This is a genomic window from Mycolicibacterium aromaticivorans JS19b1 = JCM 16368, from assembly GCF_000559085.1.
In the GTDB taxonomy this organism is placed as follows: Bacteria; Actinomycetota; Actinomycetes; order Mycobacteriales; family Mycobacteriaceae; genus Mycobacterium; species Mycobacterium aromaticivorans.
Genome location: NZ_JALN02000003.1, coordinates 191,638 through 209,736, shown reverse-complemented (window position 1 = coordinate 209,736; position 18,099 = coordinate 191,638). Strand labels below are relative to the sequence as shown.

At 64.6% G+C, this 18,099-nt stretch carries 16 protein-coding genes; 14 read left to right on the top strand and 2 right to left on the bottom strand.

All coding sequences use genetic code 11. The annotated features are described in order from the left end of the window. The first annotated feature begins 246 nt into the window (after nucleotides 1-246). The 13 genes from Y900_RS29335 to Y900_RS29275 all read left to right on the top strand — a co-directional run bounded on the left by Y900_RS29335 (nucleotide 247) and on the right by Y900_RS29275 (nucleotide 10,581). On the top strand, nucleotides 247-561 hold the full coding sequence (locus tag Y900_RS29335) for a hypothetical protein (protein ID WP_036349395.1): 315 nt from the start codon (nucleotides 247-249) through the stop codon (nucleotides 559-561). Continuing rightward, complete coding sequence (locus tag Y900_RS29330) at nucleotides 558-1,124, top strand: thermonuclease family protein (RefSeq protein WP_081845457.1); 567 nt, start codon at nucleotides 558-560, stop codon at nucleotides 1,122-1,124. The genes Y900_RS29335 and Y900_RS29330 overlap by 4 nt, the downstream gene beginning before the upstream one ends. Nucleotides 1,125-1,630: 506 nt before the next feature. Then, the gene (locus Y900_RS29325) at nucleotides 1,631-3,262 is read left to right on the top strand and encodes a ParB/RepB/Spo0J family partition protein (RefSeq protein ID WP_036349392.1); all 1,632 of its coding nucleotides are present in this window, start codon (nucleotides 1,631-1,633) and stop codon (nucleotides 3,260-3,262) included. Nucleotides 3,263-3,796: 534 nt separating this feature from the next. After that, the gene (gene nrdH / locus Y900_RS29320) at nucleotides 3,797-4,063 is read left to right on the top strand and encodes a glutaredoxin-like protein NrdH (RefSeq protein WP_036349390.1); all 267 of its coding nucleotides are present in this window, start codon (nucleotides 3,797-3,799) and stop codon (nucleotides 4,061-4,063) included. Between the two features lie 152 nt (nucleotides 4,064-4,215). Further along, entirely contained in the window at nucleotides 4,216-5,301 is a 1,086-nt protein-coding gene (locus tag Y900_RS29315; protein ID WP_051659878.1) for a tyrosine-type recombinase/integrase, read from the top strand. Then, entirely contained in the window at nucleotides 5,298-5,633 is a 336-nt protein-coding gene (locus Y900_RS29310) for a helix-turn-helix domain-containing protein (RefSeq protein ID WP_036339440.1), read from the top strand. Before Y900_RS29315 ends, Y900_RS29310 begins: the two co-directional genes overlap by 4 nt. 251 nt (nucleotides 5,634-5,884) lie before the next feature. Next, complete coding sequence (locus Y900_RS29305; RefSeq protein WP_131536084.1) at nucleotides 5,885-7,513, top strand: site-specific integrase; 1,629 nt, start codon at nucleotides 5,885-5,887, stop codon at nucleotides 7,511-7,513. After that, entirely contained in the window at nucleotides 7,506-8,174 is a 669-nt protein-coding gene (locus Y900_RS29300) for a hypothetical protein (protein WP_036339434.1), read from the top strand. Before Y900_RS29305 ends, Y900_RS29300 begins: the two co-directional genes overlap by 8 nt. Before the next feature lie 101 nt (nucleotides 8,175-8,275). Then, the gene (locus Y900_RS29295; protein WP_036349386.1) at nucleotides 8,276-8,515 is read left to right on the top strand and encodes a hypothetical protein; all 240 of its coding nucleotides are present in this window, start codon (nucleotides 8,276-8,278) and stop codon (nucleotides 8,513-8,515) included. A 42-nt stretch (nucleotides 8,516-8,557) separates the two neighbouring features. Next, complete coding sequence (locus Y900_RS29290; RefSeq protein ID WP_036349383.1) at nucleotides 8,558-9,418, top strand: phosphoadenosine phosphosulfate reductase domain-containing protein; 861 nt, start codon at nucleotides 8,558-8,560, stop codon at nucleotides 9,416-9,418. Nucleotides 9,419-9,434: 16 nt separating this feature from the next. Further along, a complete protein-coding gene (locus tag Y900_RS29285) occupies nucleotides 9,435-9,827 on the top strand; it encodes a hypothetical protein (protein ID WP_036349380.1) in 393 nt (130 codons plus the stop codon). After that, entirely contained in the window at nucleotides 9,824-10,252 is a 429-nt protein-coding gene (locus tag Y900_RS29280) for a hypothetical protein (RefSeq protein WP_036349370.1), read from the top strand. Before Y900_RS29285 ends, Y900_RS29280 begins: the two co-directional genes overlap by 4 nt. After that, nucleotides 10,249-10,581, top strand: coding sequence for a hypothetical protein (locus tag Y900_RS29275; RefSeq protein WP_036349367.1), 333 nt, complete (start codon nucleotides 10,249-10,251; stop codon nucleotides 10,579-10,581). Before Y900_RS29280 ends, Y900_RS29275 begins: the two co-directional genes overlap by 4 nt. 75 nt (nucleotides 10,582-10,656) lie before the next feature. Here the strand turns inward: Y900_RS29275 and Y900_RS29270 are convergent, their stop codons facing one another. Together Y900_RS29270 and Y900_RS30675 are read right to left on the bottom strand one after the other, a co-directional pair. Further along, complete coding sequence (locus Y900_RS29270; protein WP_237752811.1) at nucleotides 10,657-11,226, bottom strand: hypothetical protein; 570 nt, start codon at nucleotides 11,224-11,226, stop codon at nucleotides 10,657-10,659. Nucleotides 11,227-11,244: 18 nt separating this feature from the next. Next, the gene (locus Y900_RS30675; RefSeq protein ID WP_051660607.1) at nucleotides 11,245-11,703 is read right to left on the bottom strand and encodes a hypothetical protein; all 459 of its coding nucleotides are present in this window, start codon (nucleotides 11,701-11,703) and stop codon (nucleotides 11,245-11,247) included. Between the two features lie 367 nt (nucleotides 11,704-12,070). Between Y900_RS30675 and mobF the strand changes: the two genes are divergently transcribed. Then, entirely contained in the window at nucleotides 12,071-18,016 is a 5,946-nt protein-coding gene (mobF, locus tag Y900_RS29260) for a MobF family relaxase (RefSeq protein ID WP_036349622.1), read from the top strand. Nucleotides 18,017-18,099: the final 83 nt, after the last annotated feature.

Sequence of the window (18,099 nt, the reverse complement as noted above, 5' to 3'; positions counted from 1 at the left end):
GCGGCGACGTCCCACCTGTAGCGAGCCAGCTGGGCCCACCCCAGGCACTCTGGCGAGAGGTCGAACTGGGTTGGCGGCACGTCGCCAACGATAATGCTCGCACCACGCCTCCAAAAATATTGGTGCGGTGCAGTCGTGGCGATCACGAGCTACTCACCTTGCTCGAAAATGACGCCTTGGCGCGGCGCTAACCAGGCATCGACCGCACTACCGTGAACCCTACGCAGCACCAACCGAAGGGACACGATGACGATGGCGGCCACCAACCGGCCCTACATGTTCGAGCTGGCCGCCCTTGTCGTCAATGGCCAGGATCTCGATGGGGTGCGAAAAGCCGCTCAGGCCAACGGCGTCGACGCCGCCGACCTGGACCGAGCGATCGCCATTGTGCGGGTCCTGCAGCAGGGCGGCGAAGACCCCGACGACTTCGTACTGCATGAATACATTCTCGACGGGTGGTTGCAGGGCTACCTACCGCTGAACGTCCAGGCTGACGACCCGACCCTGCATACCTGGCACCTGGGCCAGCTCGCCGAAGCGCACTACAGCGGGCGGTCATGACCCACGCCGAGCGGCTACTGTCGCGTGCCCGCGCCGTGGCCGTGCTGGGTTGCGCGGTGTCCGCGATCACCCTGCTTGCTCCGGCCTGTTCGCCCTCGCACGCTGACACCGACATCGCCACGACAGCCACCGTGCTACGTGTGGTCGACGGCGATACCGTGGACGTCGTGGACGACACCCGAGGTCGCCTGCGTATCAGAATAAATGGGATCGACAGCCCCGAGGTGCATAAGCCCGGATACAGCGTCGGATGCTGGGGTCCGCAGGCCACCGACTTCGCCCGTACCACCCTCACAGGGCAACGGGTGGCCATCGTGAGTGATCCAAGTCAAGACGCCCACGATCGCTACGCCCGCACCCTTGCATACCTGGATCGCCCTGGCGGCTGGGACTTCTCGATTGAGGCGGCTCGGGCCGGCGCGGCCCGTAGCTACATCTACGAGCACCATCCCGCGGCCCGCACCCCGCAAATCGAAGCCGCCGAAAGTGAAGCCCGCCAAGCCGAACGCGGATTGTGGGGGCCGCCTTGCAACGGGCGCACCGAGTCTGTGCCAGTGAAATGATCCGGGACTCGGTACGGCACGACTACGCTGTCGCTCCAGGCATTTGCCGATTGGCTTGAGCGGCAGTCTGACTGGTCATCTGTCTGGACGAACTCGCCAAAGATGTTTTTGTCCAGATCGAGGTATTTCGGGCGAACCCCAACCTATGGGAGACGCCTCCCGCAGGTGCGCTCGAATCCGGACGGCGTATTCCGGACGGCGGCAACAGACAACAGCTAGATTGACACGCCTTCGGCGTGACTGATAACGCCGTTGTTTTGCCTTCTGGCCCACTCATTTTGTGGCCGCGTCTTGGCCGCGGAAGGCCGTCGGCCTCCGCTGCGCTCCGGGCCCTGCGGGCTCGCAGAACTTTTCCCAAGCGTGTTCGCTGCGCTCACGGGAAAACTTCTGCGCCCGAGACCTTCCCGCTCACCTGCGCCGCTGGCCACCAATTCGTTTTCGCCAGACGGCAAAAGAACGGGCGGCCCGACGCGGGGTGCCCACATTAGCGAGGAAGGTCACCAACCATGTCAACCACCACCGACACCACCACCGAGCAGGTCGCCGGGTCGGTCGAGTACATCGACCCCCAGGCCCTGGAGTTTGAAGATAACGTCCGCGATCAGGTCGAGCTGGACAAGGAATTCCTGGCCAGCCTTCGCGAGCTCGGCGTGATTGTCCCCATTATCGCCGTGCGCGACACCGAGGGCCGCACGCTGGTCCGCGAAGGACAGTGCCGCACCCTCGGAGCCCGCGAGGTCGGCCTGAGTAGCGTGCCGGTGTATGTCCTGCCCACCGGGGCCTCCGACGACGACACCGCCACCGCCGAGCGGATCGTGCAGCAGGTAGTCGCCAACGATCGGCGCTATGACCTGAAAAAGTCCCAGCGGGCACGCGCCATCCAGCAGTTGCTCGACACCGGAATGTCGGCCACCAAGGTCGCCAAGAAGCTCTCGATGCGCCGCGAAGACGTGAAAGCCGCTGGCGCAGTCTCGAAATCGGCGACGGCCCTCGACGCGCTCGACGGCGGGCAGCTCGACTTCACCCAGGCCGAAGTGCTGGCCGAGTTCCAAGACGATGAGGATGCCGTCCAGCGGCTGCTGCGTGCGGCCCACTACGGGGGCTCTCACTTCGAGCATGCCGTGTCATCTCTGCGCTCGGCGCGCGAAATCAATGCGCTCATCGCCGTTGCGGAAAAGGAATACACCGAACCGGGTTACACCATTCTGGAAGACCGCCCGCGCTGGTCGGACCTGTCCGCCGTGGGGCTCGAGTACCTGCGCACCAGCGACGATGAACAGCTGCCCGATGATGTCGAGAAGAAGCCCGAGCACTGGGCGGTCTACCTGACCGACGACTGCGTCTACGTCGACAAGACGACAGGCGACGAGGTCGCAGAGGGCGATATCGACTGGGACACCGAGAACGACGACGACGCCGAACCCGCCGAGGGACTGTGCCATGCCTCGACCATCACCGAAAAGACCGTCATCGTCCCCGAGTGGTACTGCCTGGACTACGCGGCAGCCGGTCTCGCGCTGGCACCATCCCTGCGGAATGTCGCGGCACGCCAAGCCGGGTCAACGATCGACAGCGACGACGACAGCCCCGAGGCCATCGCCGAGAGGGAGGCCGCGCAACAGGCTGCCGAGCGCCGCGAGCGACGCAAGGTGCTGGTGCTCAACCGCCTCGCCGATGCTGCCGAGAGCGTTCGACGCGACTACGTGACCAAGCTGCTGGCCCGCAAGACCGCACCCAAGGGCGCGGCCACCTTCGTGGCGCACTGCCTGACCCGCGATCCCTACATCCTCAGTCAGAACCACGGCTCGGGCCTCACCGCCGAGCTGCTGGGCGTCAAGGATGAGCGGGCCGTGCGCGCCATGGTCAACGACTTCTCGACCAACATCGACGCCCGCGCACAGGTGATCAGCCTGGCCGTGGTCCTCGGTGCGCTGGAGGCCCGCACCGACAAGAGCGTCTGGCGCAACGCCCGCACGGGCATCACCGGCACCGCGTCCTACATCGCGTCCACCGTGGGCTCCGACGCGTACCTGCAGTTCCTCATCGACAGCGGCTACCAGCCCAGCGACATCGAAAAGGTCATCGTCGGCCAACGCACCGCCGATGACGTCTACGACGAAGCCACGCAGGAGAGCTGACCACACGCGGTGGTGGGGGCGCGCCGCCGCCCCACCACCCACAGCTCCCGATGTAACCCCCGCGCAACACCATTCACGATCTGGAGATGGTCGCTCGCGGCGGGCCGACGACGGAAGGTACCGGCGTGAGCTTCTCGCACATTCCAGCGTTGACCGGAAAGAACCTTCGCGCAAGGCCGCGGGACCGCCGTAAACGGCTCGAAAAGTTTCCTCCGAATGGCATTCAATCGCCGCTATTGCGGAAAGGAAACTTTTCGCCCGGACCTATGCACTGCGGTCGCTTTTCCGGTCGCTGATAATGCGTCGAGAAGCGCTAAAAGAATGGTCAGCAGAATGACACGAAACGACCGGTTCGGGCTGTTCGTGACTTGCTTGGTATGCGGTTCGACCTGCGATGACCGGCTGTATCACAACATCGGTAAAAAGCGGTACAAGACGCGCCGAAATTGGTCCGAATTCTTTTGCAGAAGCGTTGCTATGGGCGAAAACCGAATATAAAATGGACATATCATCACCACTGAAAAGGAGCCGATCATGAGCACCGTTACCGTTTACACCAAGCCCGCCTGCGTGCAGTGCAACGCGGTTTTCAAAATGCTCGACAAGGAAGGCATTTCGTACGAGAAAATCGATCTGACCGTCGATGACGAGGCTCGCGATTACGTCATGTCCCTCGGCTACCTGCAGGCGCCCGTGGTGTACGCCGGGCCCAACGAGCACTTCTCGGGTTTCCGCCCCGACCGGCTCAAGGCCCTCAAAAATGGAGCAATATTGTCATCTGATGCAACATTGGTTGGCTAGCAATGTTGTCTGTTGTAGCAGCTCAGGCGTTGGGGGGTGAGACCTCGACGCTGGTAGTCGATGGTCAACACCGGTCCAAAGTCTGGTGCATCAACGATGCATCTGTTACAACAGGGCTTGTGACTAGCGATGCCGATGGCGTAGCCCGCCGGATGTTGGCGCCCAATGTTGTTCAGCTTGATCCGCAACGCGCGGTGCTTGAAGCGATGTTGGAGGGCTGGGAGAACCAGCAACGGGCCCGGTTCCTGAAGGACTCCACGATCGTGCCCCGGCGTCGGCTGGTGCGTCGGTTTGTGGAGTTCTCTGGCTTGTATCCGTGGCAGTGGACGCCTTCTGAGGGTGAGGCGTGGATTAGTGAGTTGCGTTCTGGTTCAACGCCGTTGCGGCTATCGACCGCACGTAATTACGAGATCGATATCCGGATGTTTTGCGAGTACTTGCTTGATCCGCGGTACGGCTGGATCGCGGAGTGCACGCAGCAGTTCGGTGAAATTCCCCAGCAGGTCTTTCACGAGGACAACTCGATTGTCCATGTCGGGGACTACGAAGGTGATCCGTCCCGGCGTCCGCTGACCTATGACGAGGTTCAGGCGCTCTTCGATGCCGCTGATGCCCGAGTCGGCACCATCCGTGCCCGCGGCCGCAAGGGCGCACGAACAGCCTTGCGTGACGCAGCGATGTTGAAGTTCTGCTACGCCTTCGGTTTACGTCGGCGCGAGGTCGTCCATATCGACGTTGTTGATCTGCGCCGTAATTCAAAGATGGACGACTTCGGCAGGTTTGGCGCGGTGTCGGTTCGGTACGGCAAGGCCTCGCGCGGTGGAGCGCCCAAGCGACGCACCGTACTGACGATTCCGGAGATGAGCTGGATCGTTGAAATCCTCGATCACTACATGACTGATGTGCGACCGCTGTTTCCCAGCGAGAAGCGCCCGGCATTGTGGTTGACCGAGCGGGGATCACGAGTCGGCATGCGGACGCTCAATGAAGCGTTTTGCACCGCGCGCGATGAAGCCGGCATTGACCCAACACTGGACCTACATTCGTTGCGTCACTCGTACGTGACTCACCTAGTTGAGTTCGACTACCCGGAACGATTCATCCAAGAGCAGGTTGGTCACTCGTTCTCCTCGACGACCGCCATCTATGTCGGCGTGTCAAACGAGTACCGCAATCGCCTTTTGTCCCAATCGATGCACTCCCGCTACGGCACCGAGCTCGGGGGGTCATCACGATGAGACAGATGGATTACGTGTGGCATCTGCGCATGAAGATGGCCGAGCGTGGAATGTTCTCGACCACGGATCTGCAACCGCACCTAGCCGATCGTGGCGTGTCTTTGTCGCGGGAGCAGACCTATCGCCTAGTAACCGGCCAGCCGCAGCGATTGAGCATGGACATTCTCGTCGCATTGTGCGACATCTTGGAGTGCACTCCAAACGACTTGATCGAGCCGCGAATCAACGAGGTTGCGAGACGTAAGGCGGTTGGAGGTCAAGACTCCACCGGCAAGGTCACTCCGATTAAGCCGCGACGCACCACAATCCGCAGACCAGGCGGTGCCTCATGAGCGTCGTGGCACCCCCCAAGCACACTTGTGTGCGCTGCGGTCGACTCGCGCAACGGGCCGCCCGCACCCCGGATGGCGGAGTCTGCAAACGCTGCTACCGTAACGACCCGCAGCGGATGGAAACTTGCGCCAGCTGCGGGCGAAATAAGGTGCCCTCTACACGGCAAGCGGACGGTAAAGCATTGTGCGGCAGCTGCGCTCGCCCGAAACATGTCTGCTCGGGCTGCGGTCGTCTTGATCACGCTAAATCGATGACCGTCAAGGGCCCGCTATGCCAGCGCTGCTACAAAGCCCCGATGCGTGCTTGCGGCAAGTGCGGCAACGTGCGTCCGATCGCCGCTCGCGTTCAGCTCGGGGACACTGATCTTTGCAAGAGCTGCGTGCAGTCTCCGGACGCGCAGTGCGGTCTATGCGGGAAAACACGTCCTACCCACGCGCATTGGCCGCTCGGACCGGTGTGCTTCTCGTGCTATAAGCGTTCAACGAACCATCCCGACGTCTGCTCGAGTTGCGGCCATACCAAAGTCCTTATCGGCCACACCCCGGCAGGCGAATTGGCTTGCGGGCCGTGCGCGGGCAGTCTCACCGACTACGTCTGCGCCACTTGCGATCAAGGCGGCCCGCAGCACTACGAAGGCACCTGCCTGAGCTGCTCGATTCGACGACTGACTGAAGAGCTGCTCACCGCAGAAGATGGCTCGATTCGTGAGGGCCTGGACATGTTGCCCGACCTGCTTGCTCGTCGTGGCCGGCCCGCCTCGACGCTGCGTTGGCTAATCAAAGCGCGCACTCAAGAAGCATTGCGCTTCTTGGCCACTGCGGAAGGTGCCCTCACCCACGCGACCGTCGATGCGTGCCCGCCCGGCCAAGCCCGCCACTATCTGCGGGCCCTGCTGGTCGAAGCCAACGTCTTGACGCGGCGCGACGAGCCGATCGAGCGGCTCGAAACATGGATTGACGAATTTACCGCCTCCCTGGCTCCGCGCCACGCTGCGCTGCTGGAACCCTATGCACGATGGGGCATTTTGCGCACAGCACGACGCCGGGCCGCTCGGCGAGGATTTACTGCCAACGCTGCCGATTCGAGCCGCGAGCGGATCCGGCTGGCGCTGCGACTCATCGAGCACGTGGAATCATCCGGGCATCGAATCGGTGACCTCACCCAAACGATGCTCGACGACTGGACAGCAGGAGACCGCAACCGCAGTCGCCGGATAAAGGGCTTTGTCGCGTGGCTCAACAAGCGTGGCATCGTCGAAAACGTCACGCTCGCACGCGGATCACAGGTGCCGCCGAGTGAGATCAGTGACGAACAAGACCACCGGGGTCAGATCGCCAAGCTGCTTGACGAGCACTGCGGTATCGAACTCCAAACCAGAGTCGCTGGACTGCTCGTGCTGCTCTACGGAGCGAAACTGGTCAACATTCAGCGTCTGACCACCGCACACGTCACCTCGACGGGCCCGTGCACACAGCTCACACTCGTCAACCATCCAATTGAATTGCCCGAGTCTGTCGCAACGCTCGTCAACCGACTCACACAACAGGCATCCCAGAACCCACGCGCACAAACGCCTGACAGCGACGCCCACTTCCTCTTTCCCGGCGCCCGCGCACACGAACCCATCCATACCCGCACTCTCAGCGTGAAACTCGCGGAAGCCGGCGTCCCGAGTCGACTAGGCCGCAATTACGCCATGGTTGCTCTCACCAGCGACCTCCCGGCAGCCATTGTCGCCGCACAGCTCGGCCTCAGCGCCTCCGCGACAACTCAGTGGGCCAAGTTCGGCCAACGAGACAGAACTGAATACCTACTCGCGCGGCGCAAATCAGAAACAGAACCGACACAGTCCTTCAGAGAGCACCACAGCTATGTCTAACCCCGCCCAACTATTACATGCCAAGTTCCTCAGCTGGCGCGGCCCACAGAACGTCAATGCTGCCTCGGCTCGCGGACTGAACGGTCAAAATTGGGACGACCACACGTTGGCGATCAGTCATCTCAGAGAGATCGAAGAACTTATCGGGCTCCTGGAAAGCCAGGGCCGCAACATGCGAGTCGCCCGAGAGGCCGTCCCAACGTGGTATCAGGTCGTTTTCTCATTCAGCGGGGGCTGGCAGGGTCAGGGAACCGCCACGATCGACCAAACCAGCCTGAACACTCTCGAAATGCTTGCTGAGCGCCTGGAAGACGTAGTACCGACCCTTGAAGCCGACGGCATCGACAGGATCAACGGCTACATTGAGAGCGTCGCTGAAACTTTGAAAAGCGACCCCTCTATCCCAGCACCACTGCGTGCTCACATCAACGACGTCATCGCTCACGTCCGCTGGTGCACCCAGAATTACGCCACAGTCGGTGATTTCAGCCTTCAAGACGCACTCGAACGTCTCGCAGGCGCCGTCGTACGCGGCGCCGCCAACAGCACCGACAAAAGCAAATGGAAGAGCGCAGTCAACAACATCGTCTGGCCCTTCGCCGTCAACATGATGGCCGCCCTACCCGCTGCGGAATTAGTAGCGCTAGTAACAGGTCACTGAAACAAAAATGCACACAACAGAGGAGGAAATCCATGAATACAACACATACGAATATCGACACTCCGCCAGTCAACCAGGCCGCCTGAGACCGCCACCCGTCGATGAGCTACACGGCAACCATCGTCGATCCATACGACCCTGACGCAGCCTCCTGGTGGGAAGCCTTCGACCACGCCGATGCCCAGGCCGCCCTGCGAGCGGTGCGCACCCCAACGATCGCATCGCGGCCCGACGACGGACATGGCATCCACCCGATCCTCGCCGGACCGACCCATACGACACGAGTGGCCCCCCTCGTCATCGCCACCGACGACCATTCCCAAGCAACGCGCACCGCGTAGCGCCGGTGAACCCCACCGACACACCCCACCACCGAGGACACCATGACCGCCACCGACCACACCACCGTGACCGCAGGCCCAGCGCCGGACCTTGCCGCCTACGACGTCGTGCTGGTCAACAGCAGCGCCGGCAAGGACTCTCAGGCCTGCCTTGATGTTGTCGTCGAACACGCCCGTGCCGCAGATGCTCTAGGCCGAGTGGTCGTCGTTCACGCCGACCTCGGTGACGCCGAGTGGGATGGCGTGGCCGAGCTGGCCGCCGAACACGCCGCCCACTACGGGCTGCGCTTCGAACTCGCGCGGCGCGCCGCCGCCGACGCTCACACCACCGAAACCATCCTCGAGCGCGTCGCCGCGCGCGGCATGTGGCCAGACGCCGCACGGCGGTGGTGCACCAGTGACCACAAGCGCGGTCCCATCCGCAAGATCATGACCGCACTCGTTGCCGAGCTGCGTGACAGCGGGACCGTCGTGGACCGCCCAGTGCGCGTGTGCAACGTGATGGGTTTACGGGCGGCCGAAAGCACCGCACGCGCCCGCCGAATCCCCTACGCGCCCAATCAAGCGGCCAGCAACGGCAGGCGCCAGGTGGACGACTGGTATCCGATCCACCACTACACCGTCGCCGACGTGTGGCAGCGCATCGCGGCGGCCGGCACCCGCCCCCATCGCGCTTATAGCGAGGGCATGTCACGGCTTTCCTGCCGCTTCTGTGTGCTGTCCTCGCGCGCCGACCTGCTCTGCTCGGCGCGTCTCAATCCCGACCTGGCCGCCCGCTACGCCGCGGTCGAGGCCGCGGTCGGTCACTCGTTCCGCGCTGACCTGTCCATGGCCGACATCATCGCCGAGGCGCGTCACGGCAGCGCGCAACTGAGCTTGCTTGACCTTCCTGCGACAGCCTGAACACTACGGAGTCGACGTGCACACCCTCATCATCGCCATGGACAGTCCCGAACCGCCGATCGTCAGCGATCACGTGGACCGCGCAGCGGCCGCCGCCGCCCTGGCGATCTATGTCACCGCTGGCGATTGTGACCCGATCGCCAACCAGATCACGACCGCCCACGAAAGTTACGACCTGCTCTGCCTGGCCCAGCAGCGCGTGACAGCCACCGCCACCATCGAACCGACGCACACCACCTCCCACCACCCGGGACGCGTCCTCGCCGCCGAACTCGATCGGCTCGACGCCGGAGCACCCGTATGTCTGGAAGTGCGCCCCGGCACCCTGGGATCCCAACTGTGCTGGCGCGAGGACCACCACCGCGGCGATCACCAGTCCCAAGACGGCCAGACCTGGAGCACCCCATGACCACAGCGGCTAACCCCCACTCGCGCGTCGACTTCGCCCCGTTCCGCGTCGACCCGAACGCGTTTGACGATTGGATCGAACTTCGGTCCGACACAATCGAAAACGACCTCCCCACGCCTGCGACTCCCGGCCCGGCCGCCGCGCTCGACGCACTAGTCGAGGAGGCAGTCGTGTTCGGGACGATCGTCGGTGACGATCGCGTCGAACTTGCCCTCATCACCGCCGACGACCCCCCAGGCCCGGGCTATGTGCTCATCGTCCGACCGCGAGACCAACAGACATCGCCAGGGTTGACCTACGGATGGACCAACCTCACCTACCCGCCCGCCGATGATGACCCGCGCACCATCGCCTGGACGTTCCTAACAACGATCTGCCAACAAGCCAACGCACTCCTCACCGACACCCGAAAGGTTCTTCCATGAGCGTCAACCGGCCCTACGTGTTCGAACTGGCCCGCCAGCTCCTCACTGCCCTAGACCACGACGCCGCCACCGAACAGCACCTCAACGGCATAGACCTCCAGTACGCCAACGCCGAACGTAACGGCGTCGACCGCGCCACCCTTGACCGCGCGGCCCACACCCTGTTGAAACTCGCGCCGGCCGACATCGACGAGTGGATCCGACAGGAATACATCGTCGATGGGTGGCTGCGCGGATACCTGCCCCTCACGACCGATCCCACCGACCCCAACATGTCCACCTGGAAGCTCAGCCAACTCGCCGACGCCCACTACCGCAACGCGATGTAGCCCTCGGGCGCGGCGCCGCCCACGCGTGGCGACATCGGCCGCCGGCGCATCCCCCGGGCACGCGACCGCACTCCGTCACCACAACGTCGGCTGTCCTGCTCCCAATAAGGCAGCGGCGACCAGCTCCGCATCCCACCCGTCGACAACGGCGGCGCGGAGGGCACGTGAACGCTCGGCCCGTGACACCGCACCGGCGTCACGGGTGAGGATCGCACGGCGACCGCCGCCACGCCGCATGCGCGCCATGCGCCGCATGTTGTCGCGCCGATCGCCACCCACCAGGTGAACACCGGAGCCGCGCACGAAGTCCTCGGCACTGGTGATACGCACACAGATCGGGTTGTCGCATTCATGGAGCGCGTGGATGTGTGGCTCCAGCACAGAACCGTTGAGCGACAACGCCAGCGCGTACCGCGATGTCCTCACCACATGCCGGACGCCGCCGCGGGTGATGCGAAAGACGCCGTACCCGTCGTCACTGAGCCCACCGCTCCAGACATGGCAATCGGTGTCGAGTGGTCCCACCACGATGCGGCGTTGGAACCGCACAATCTCGTCGGCATGCTCGACAGGATCAACACGCAGCGGTAGCGGTCGCGAACCCCGGTGGGTGCGCCCACCTTCGGTGATCATGCTGTCGCCCAACATAGTTGATGGTGTTGCCTAGTGGGCGCCCAACGCAGCTTCCGGCGGTGTGTGGTCACCAGCCTCTGGCGACATACGGTTGGGCAACGCCACCACCTGAGCCTGTGGGGTGTCCGCGTGGGAGGCATTCTCGGTGTGGTCCTCGGATGCGAACTTCAACAGCTCGCGCAGCCGACTGACGCTCAGGCCGGTGGTGCCACTGATGGTCGCCATCGTCTCGCCACGCAACCGCATGGCGTGCAACGCCTTTCCTGCAGCAGCGCGGTGAGCATGACGCTTGCGCTCAGCCTCTTCCTTCAACTTGTCGACCCGTCCCGCGTACCAGGCGTCGACCTCGTCCACCTGCGCCATGCGCACCGTGAACTCAGTCATATCAGCGAGATTGGCGCGCTCACGCTGTTCACGCGCTGCCGCCGCCTGCTGCTGGGCCTCCAACAACCGCCGACGGGCCAACTTGCGACTCGTGGTCTTCTCCATGGGGCAATCGTAGGGGCGACCCAGGACACTTCCGGCGAATCTCGCAACACCCCTGAGCCTGCACCGGCCGGCCCGACCACCCAGCCCTTCACCCTTCGCTTTCGAACCATCACATTCCGCTTTGCTGCTGACCATTTTCACCATCCATCCTGCCTCTCGCTCAACCACCCTCCGTCTCTCACACTTCGTCTCTCCTTTTCCCACCGCATGCCCTCTACCTGCACCCTCCTGTTTTGCCCTCCCCTCGAACCACACACCTCTTGCACTAAGGTCACGAAACGGTAACGGCCACTTTGGTGGTAGCTGCTGCGAGATTCGCCGGAAGTGTCCAGACCGGCCCTTACCGTTGATTCGTGACGCGGTCATGATGGGCATTCACAAGCTCACAGCGGGCGACGGGTACCTCTACCTGATCCGCCAGACCGCCGCGCATGACGCCGATCAACGGGGCCGCGGATCCCTTGGCGATTACTACACCGAAAAGGGTGAGTCACCCGGACAGTGGGTCGGTAAAGGGCTGGCCGGTTTGGCCGATCCCGCCTCGCGTACCTGGGTCACCGACCTCGAAGATCAGATGTGGCGCATTGAGCCCGGGTCGGCGGTCACCGAAGATCAAATGAAGGCGCTATTCGGTCTGGGCCTGCATCCAAATGCCGGCCAGATCGCCGAACACCTGATCGCCAACATGGGCGTCGGCAAGGCGGCTGCCAAAGTGGCTGTGAGCCTTGGGCGCCCGTTCGTCATCAACGACGCATCCACCGAATTGCAGCGCCGCCTGGCGGTGGCCTACCGCGACCACAACCTCAGCGAGAGCCTGTCGTGGAACGCCCCAATCGACGAGGCGTTGCGCGCCCAGATGCGCACCCGGATCGCCCGCGAATTGTTCGCGGAAACCTATGACCGGCCCCCGCTCGATGATCGGGAATTGACCGGTTTCATCGCTACCCAGACCCGCGACCAGACCACCTCCACCGCCGGATACGACTTCACGTTCAGCCCCGTCAAGAGCTTCTCGGTGCTGTGGGCGTTAGCCCCGAAAGAGATGGCGAAAACCCTTGAGGAGATCCATGATCAGGCCGTCGCGGACACTCTGGAGTACATCGAAAACAACATGGTTTTCACTCGCATGGGCGCCCAAGGGGTAGCCCAGCTCGACGTAGAGGGTGTCATCGCTACGGCCTTCACCCACCGTGACAGCCGTGCCGGGGACCCCGATCTTCACACCCACCTGGCGGTCAGCAACAAGGTCCGTGCCCGCGGGCACGACGGGATTTACCGGTGGCTGGCTCTGGACGGCCGGCCGCTGTTTAAGGGCACAGTCGCGGCCTCGGAGTTCTACAACTCGCGCATCGAGGCCCTCTCGGTCGAGCGTGTCGGGCTGCATTTCGCACAGAGACCACCGACCGAACGCGGCAAGCGGCCGGTACGCGAGATCGTCGGTGTCCCGGCTGAAGTCAACGAGGGCTTCTCCTCGCGTCGGGTGATGATCAAGGCGCGTTACACCGAATTGGCGAAGGCATTTCAAGCTGACCACGGCCGCGAACCCACCACCGTCGAAGCGATCGCCCTGCATCAGCGAGCCACCCTCGACACCCGTACCGCTAAGCACGAACCACGGTCCTTGGCCGAGCAACGCCAGCAGTGGCGCACCCAGGCCATTGAAATCCTCGGCAGCCCCTACGCAGTGTCAGAAATGCTGGCCGACGTTCGCAGACCACGGCGACGTGAGGCCGCCGACATCACCGACGAATGGATTGCCGAACAGGCCTGCGCAGTCGTGGAAACCGTTGCTGAATCGCGGTCGAGCTGGCAGCGCAATCACATCTACGCCGAAGCGCTACGGGTGGCGCGCGCGGCGGGCTGGGCCACCGATCACGACGTCGTCGAGGCAATCACCGCCGCCGCCTTGGCACAACCCAACAGCGTGGAACATGCGCGGGTCTCCGACACCGACCTGGCCGAACCCTCCGTGCTGCGCCGGCGCGACGGCGCCAGCGTGTACAGCACCCATGGCACTCAACTGTTCACCAGCCAGGCCATCCTGTCGGCGGAAAAACGGGTGTTGCACGCTGCCGGACAGACCGACGGTCGCCGCCTCGACGCCGCCCTGGTCGAGATGGCCTTGCTGGCCGAAAAGGCCGAGCGCGGACGCACACTGAACGCTGGCCAAGAAACCATGGTCCGAGAGATGGCCGCCTCCGGCGCCCGAGTGCAACTGGCGTTGGCGCCCGCTGGAACCGGCAAGACCACCGCCATGTCGGTGCTCTCGCGCGCCTGGGAAGAATCCGGCGGCACCGTGCTGGGCCTGTCCCCCAGCGCCAACGCCGCCCAAGTTCTCTGCGACGACATCAAGGCGACCACCGACACCATCGACAAATTTATTTGGCTGCGCCGCAATCCCGACAAGGCCGCCAATGATCCAGCGCGCAAATGGTTCGACGCCATCGACGCCGGCACCTTGATCATCGTCGACGAAGCCGGAAAAGCCGGAACCCTACAGCTCGATGAAGTAATTACCATCGCCATGGCCCGTGGGGCCAGCGTGCGACTGATCGGTGACGACAGACAGCTCGCCGCGATCTCCGCGGGCGGCATCCTGCGCGACATCGACCAGACCTATGGCGCGCTGAATCTGACCGAGGTCGTCCGGTTCAAATCCCGCGCCGAAGCCCAAGCCGGCCTAGCGCTGCGCGAGGGCGACCCAGCCGGGCTCGCCTTTTACGCCGACGCGGGTCGCATCCATGTCGGCTCCGGGGACACCATCATCGACACGGCCTACCGCCAATGGGCCACCGACACCGCCGCCGGCCGTGACTCGGCAATGCTGGCCCCGACCAACGACATCGTCGCTGAGCTCAACGAACGGGCCCGCGCCGACCGCCTCGACGCGATGGCCACCGACCCGGCACACACCGCCACAGCGGCGCAGCTGCGCGAAACCACCCTGGCCGACGGCCTGCGCGCGTCAGCCGGTGACATCGTGGCCACCCGCCGCAACAAACGCACGCTGCGCCTGGCCGGCGGGCGCGACTTCGTCCGCAACGGGCAGCGCTGGCGCGTCGAGACGGTGAAAAAGGATGGCTCCCTCGCGGTTTCACGCATCGATACGGGGCAGAAAGTCACCCTCCCGGCGTGGTACGTCAACGCCTACACCACCTTGGGCTACGCCTCCACTATCGACGCCTCCCAAGGCATGACCATCGGATCGCGCACGACCACCGGAACGTGTCACGTCATCGGCTCCGAAAGCCTTACCCGCCAGCAGCTCTACGTCGCGATGACCCGAGCTACCGACGAAAGCCACGTCTACCTCGAAACCGCCGAAACCGACGCCCACAACGTCTTAACTCCCAAAGCCACCCACCCCAACACCGCCATCGACGTCCTGCAACGGGTGCTGGCCCACGACGGTGCCCAAGTATCGGCCACCACCGAAGCCAACACCGCCGAAGACCCGTTCACCCGCCTGGGCATGGCCTCGCGGATGTACACCCACTCGGTGGGGGCATTGGCCGAAAACTCCCTCGGCCCCACCCGAATGGCCGCCATCGACGCCGCCGCCGACCAGGTCTACACCGGACTGACCCGGATGCCGGCCTGGCCGGTGCTGCGGATGCACCTGGCCACCATCGCGGTGTCCGGGGAAAACCCGATCACCCGACTGCGCGAGGCCGTCGCACAACGCGAGCTGAGCACGGCCGCTGATCCCGCCGCCGTGCTTGACTGGCGCCTGGACAGCAGCGCTGCGCACTCGGCGCGCACTGGGCCGTTGCGCTGGTTGCCTGATCTGCCAACAGGACTCGTCCACGACGACGATCAGGCCGCTTATCTGCACGCCCGCCACGACCTGGTGACCGGTCTGGCCGCCGCCATCCGCGACACCGCCGCGAACTGGGACGCCAGCAGCGCCCCGCCATGGGCACGGCCACTGCTCGCAGCCAACCCGCAACTTCGCGCCGAAATCGCAGTCTTCCGCGCCGCCCACGACGTCTCGCCGGTCGATACCCGTCTCACCGGCCCCGACCAGTATGCGGTGCGCGACCGCCACATCCAGACGATGCTCGAAGACACCGCCGCCGAGATGATCGGGCGAAGCACCCCCGACACCGCCCGGTTCGAGCCCCTCGTTGACGCTGTGGACCCACGGGTACGCCGCGACCCCTACTGGCCGCAACTGGCAGCACATTTGGCCGAGGTCGCCCGCACCGACATCAATCTGTCGCAGCTGCTCGGCGACGTCGCCGCCGAGGGACCGCTGCCCGACGAGATGCCCGGCGCCGCGCTGTGGTGGCGTCTGGCCGGGCGTCTGCAACCCGCTGTCCTGGAGGCAACCCATCAACATTTGCGCCCGGCGTGGTTGCCCGAGCTGACCACCGTGTTCGGCAGCGCTGTGGCTGAAACCATCGCCGCTGACCCCGCATTCGCGCGTCTGGTCGCCGCGATCGACAACGCCGACCCCACCCGCTGGCAGCCCCGCGAGCTACTCCAGGTCGCCTACGAACACCTGCGTGATGCTGACGACGCCGAGGACCACCGCCCACCGAGCCGGCCCGACGAATACGCTCGCCTGCTCACCTACTCGATCGACCTGTTCACCGGCGAGCATCCCTACGACCGCGACGAGATCCCGTTCCCGGACCAGCCTCCACTCACTGACGAAGAGCACGAAGAACTTCAACTGCTCTACCCCGACCCCGAATACGTCACCGGCGAGAACGCCCACACCGTCGGCCTATCCGATGACGCCCTGCTGGCCAAACTCGGGCTGGGCTACGGCGGCAGCCTCATCGCACCAGCCCTAGACGAAGAACTCCCACCGGACCCCTACGGGTTGATGCTCGACGCCGGCGAGGAGCTGGCATTCGAGGATCTGCTGACCGAGCGGCCACTTCCACGCCCCGTCTCCGACGTAGTAGCCGACGTCGTCTCCCTGCGCCGGCAATATCACGCCGCAGCCGAAGCCTGCTATCGCCAACATGGCCTCGTGATGGCCGACCAAGGCCCGGCGATGCGCGCGGCCACCCCCACGCTGCTGGCGTTGCGCGAGCGGGCCGAACAGGACCGCCCCTACATGCTCGCTGTGCAGGACGTGATGGCCCGCTGGGCTGATGCCGAGGAACACTACGACGCCATCACCACCTATGTACAACACGAGCGCGATCGGCTCGCCGCACTCGAAAATGACCCCAACGCAGACGAACTCGACCTGGCCAGTGCCCGTGCCGCGGTGCGCCTGGCCCTCATGGCGCTGCCCGAGACCCCGCCGGCGGCCCAATTCCACGCCGAACTGACCGACGCCATGGCCCGCCGCGCGCAGGCAGCGGGCGGCAACGACCGCATCGTCACCGCCGAGGACGTCGAAGCCGCCCGCGGCCGAGCCCAGGATGAGGATCTGGCCGCACTCAGCGCCGCCCGCGCCGAACGCGATCGCCTCGCCGCGGCGCTCGAGCACGCCGAAACGGCCACCGCCGTCGCGTTCGCGCAAGCCGAGACGCGCAACGCTGAACACATCCACCAGAACATCGCGGCGCTGCACACCGAACTCGACATGCTCACCGCCGCCGGCGACTACAAGATCGAGCGCGGATTCCGTGTGCCATCTGAACTAGCCGCCACTCTGTCCGAACAAACCGCCCGCGGCCTCGACGCCATGACCCGTAGCGGTTTCACCGTCACCCCCGTGCACGCCGGCGACAGTGACGCGGCCCTGGACGCGCTACGGGTGCTGCGGGAGGCAGCTCGCACCGACGAGCACCGCATCCTGTGGTGCAGCACCGATGGCGACCGCGCCGCGCGCCTCGCCAAACCTGATCCGGCCGACGCCGTGCATACCGTCGCCGAGCTGCACCGGCTGATCGCCACCGAAGGTGAACAGCTCGATAGCCAAACAACCATCGTCGTCGACCGAGCCAGCCACGCTGAGCCCGAAGTGCTCACCGACTTGGCCGAACACGCCGCCGACACCGGCGCTCGGCTGCTGCTCGTCGATGGTGATGATCGAGGCTGGCCGCCGGCGCCATCGGGGCCCCTCCTGGATCTGCTGCACAGGGACCTCCCCTGGTCGGTAACCCTGACCGTCGACAGCGCCACCCCTGCACGCAGAGCGGCCCGGCCCGACCGCGACCCGGTCCTCGAACAAGCCGAACGCTGCGACCCGGCACTACTTGCCACCGAAGTCACCGACTCCCTCTACCGCCGTCGGCAACTTCGCCAACAACACAGCACCGACTACCGGGTACACGCCCATCTGTGGGACCGCATCGACGCGTCGTCCGACCAGGCGCGCGACCGCGAGACTGGTCGCGAACTGTAGTTTGATGGCCTCAGCACATCCGTCGGTACAAGGTCGCGGACACTCCAGGTCCCGGAGGTCCATCGAGGCCATCCACATGTCCG

Coding starts and splice junctions, on each gene's coding strand:
- Y900_RS29335 (WP_036349395.1), top strand. CDS start 247: ATGACGATGGCGGCCACCAACCGGCCCTACATGTTCGAGCTGGCCGCC.
- Y900_RS29330 (WP_081845457.1), top strand. CDS start 558: ATGACCCACGCCGAGCGGCTACTGTCGCGTGCCCGCGCCGTGGCCGTG.
- Y900_RS29325 (WP_036349392.1), top strand. CDS start 1,631: ATGTCAACCACCACCGACACCACCACCGAGCAGGTCGCCGGGTCGGTC.
- nrdH (WP_036349390.1), top strand. CDS start 3,797: ATGAGCACCGTTACCGTTTACACCAAGCCCGCCTGCGTGCAGTGCAAC.
- Y900_RS29315 (WP_051659878.1), top strand. CDS start 4,216: ATGTTGGCGCCCAATGTTGTTCAGCTTGATCCGCAACGCGCGGTGCTT.
- Y900_RS29310 (WP_036339440.1), top strand. CDS start 5,298: ATGAGACAGATGGATTACGTGTGGCATCTGCGCATGAAGATGGCCGAG.
- Y900_RS29305 (WP_131536084.1), top strand. CDS start 5,885: ATGACCGTCAAGGGCCCGCTATGCCAGCGCTGCTACAAAGCCCCGATG.
- Y900_RS29300 (WP_036339434.1), top strand. CDS start 7,506: ATGTCTAACCCCGCCCAACTATTACATGCCAAGTTCCTCAGCTGGCGC.
- Y900_RS29295 (WP_036349386.1), top strand. CDS start 8,276: ATGAGCTACACGGCAACCATCGTCGATCCATACGACCCTGACGCAGCC.
- Y900_RS29290 (WP_036349383.1), top strand. CDS start 8,558: ATGACCGCCACCGACCACACCACCGTGACCGCAGGCCCAGCGCCGGAC.
- Y900_RS29280 (WP_036349370.1), top strand. CDS start 9,824: ATGACCACAGCGGCTAACCCCCACTCGCGCGTCGACTTCGCCCCGTTC.
- Y900_RS29275 (WP_036349367.1), top strand. CDS start 10,249: ATGAGCGTCAACCGGCCCTACGTGTTCGAACTGGCCCGCCAGCTCCTC.
- Y900_RS30675 (WP_051660607.1), bottom strand. CDS start 11,703: ATGGAGAAGACCACGAGTCGCAAGTTGGCCCGTCGGCGGTTGTTGGAG.
- mobF (WP_036349622.1), top strand. CDS start 12,071: ATGGGCATTCACAAGCTCACAGCGGGCGACGGGTACCTCTACCTGATC.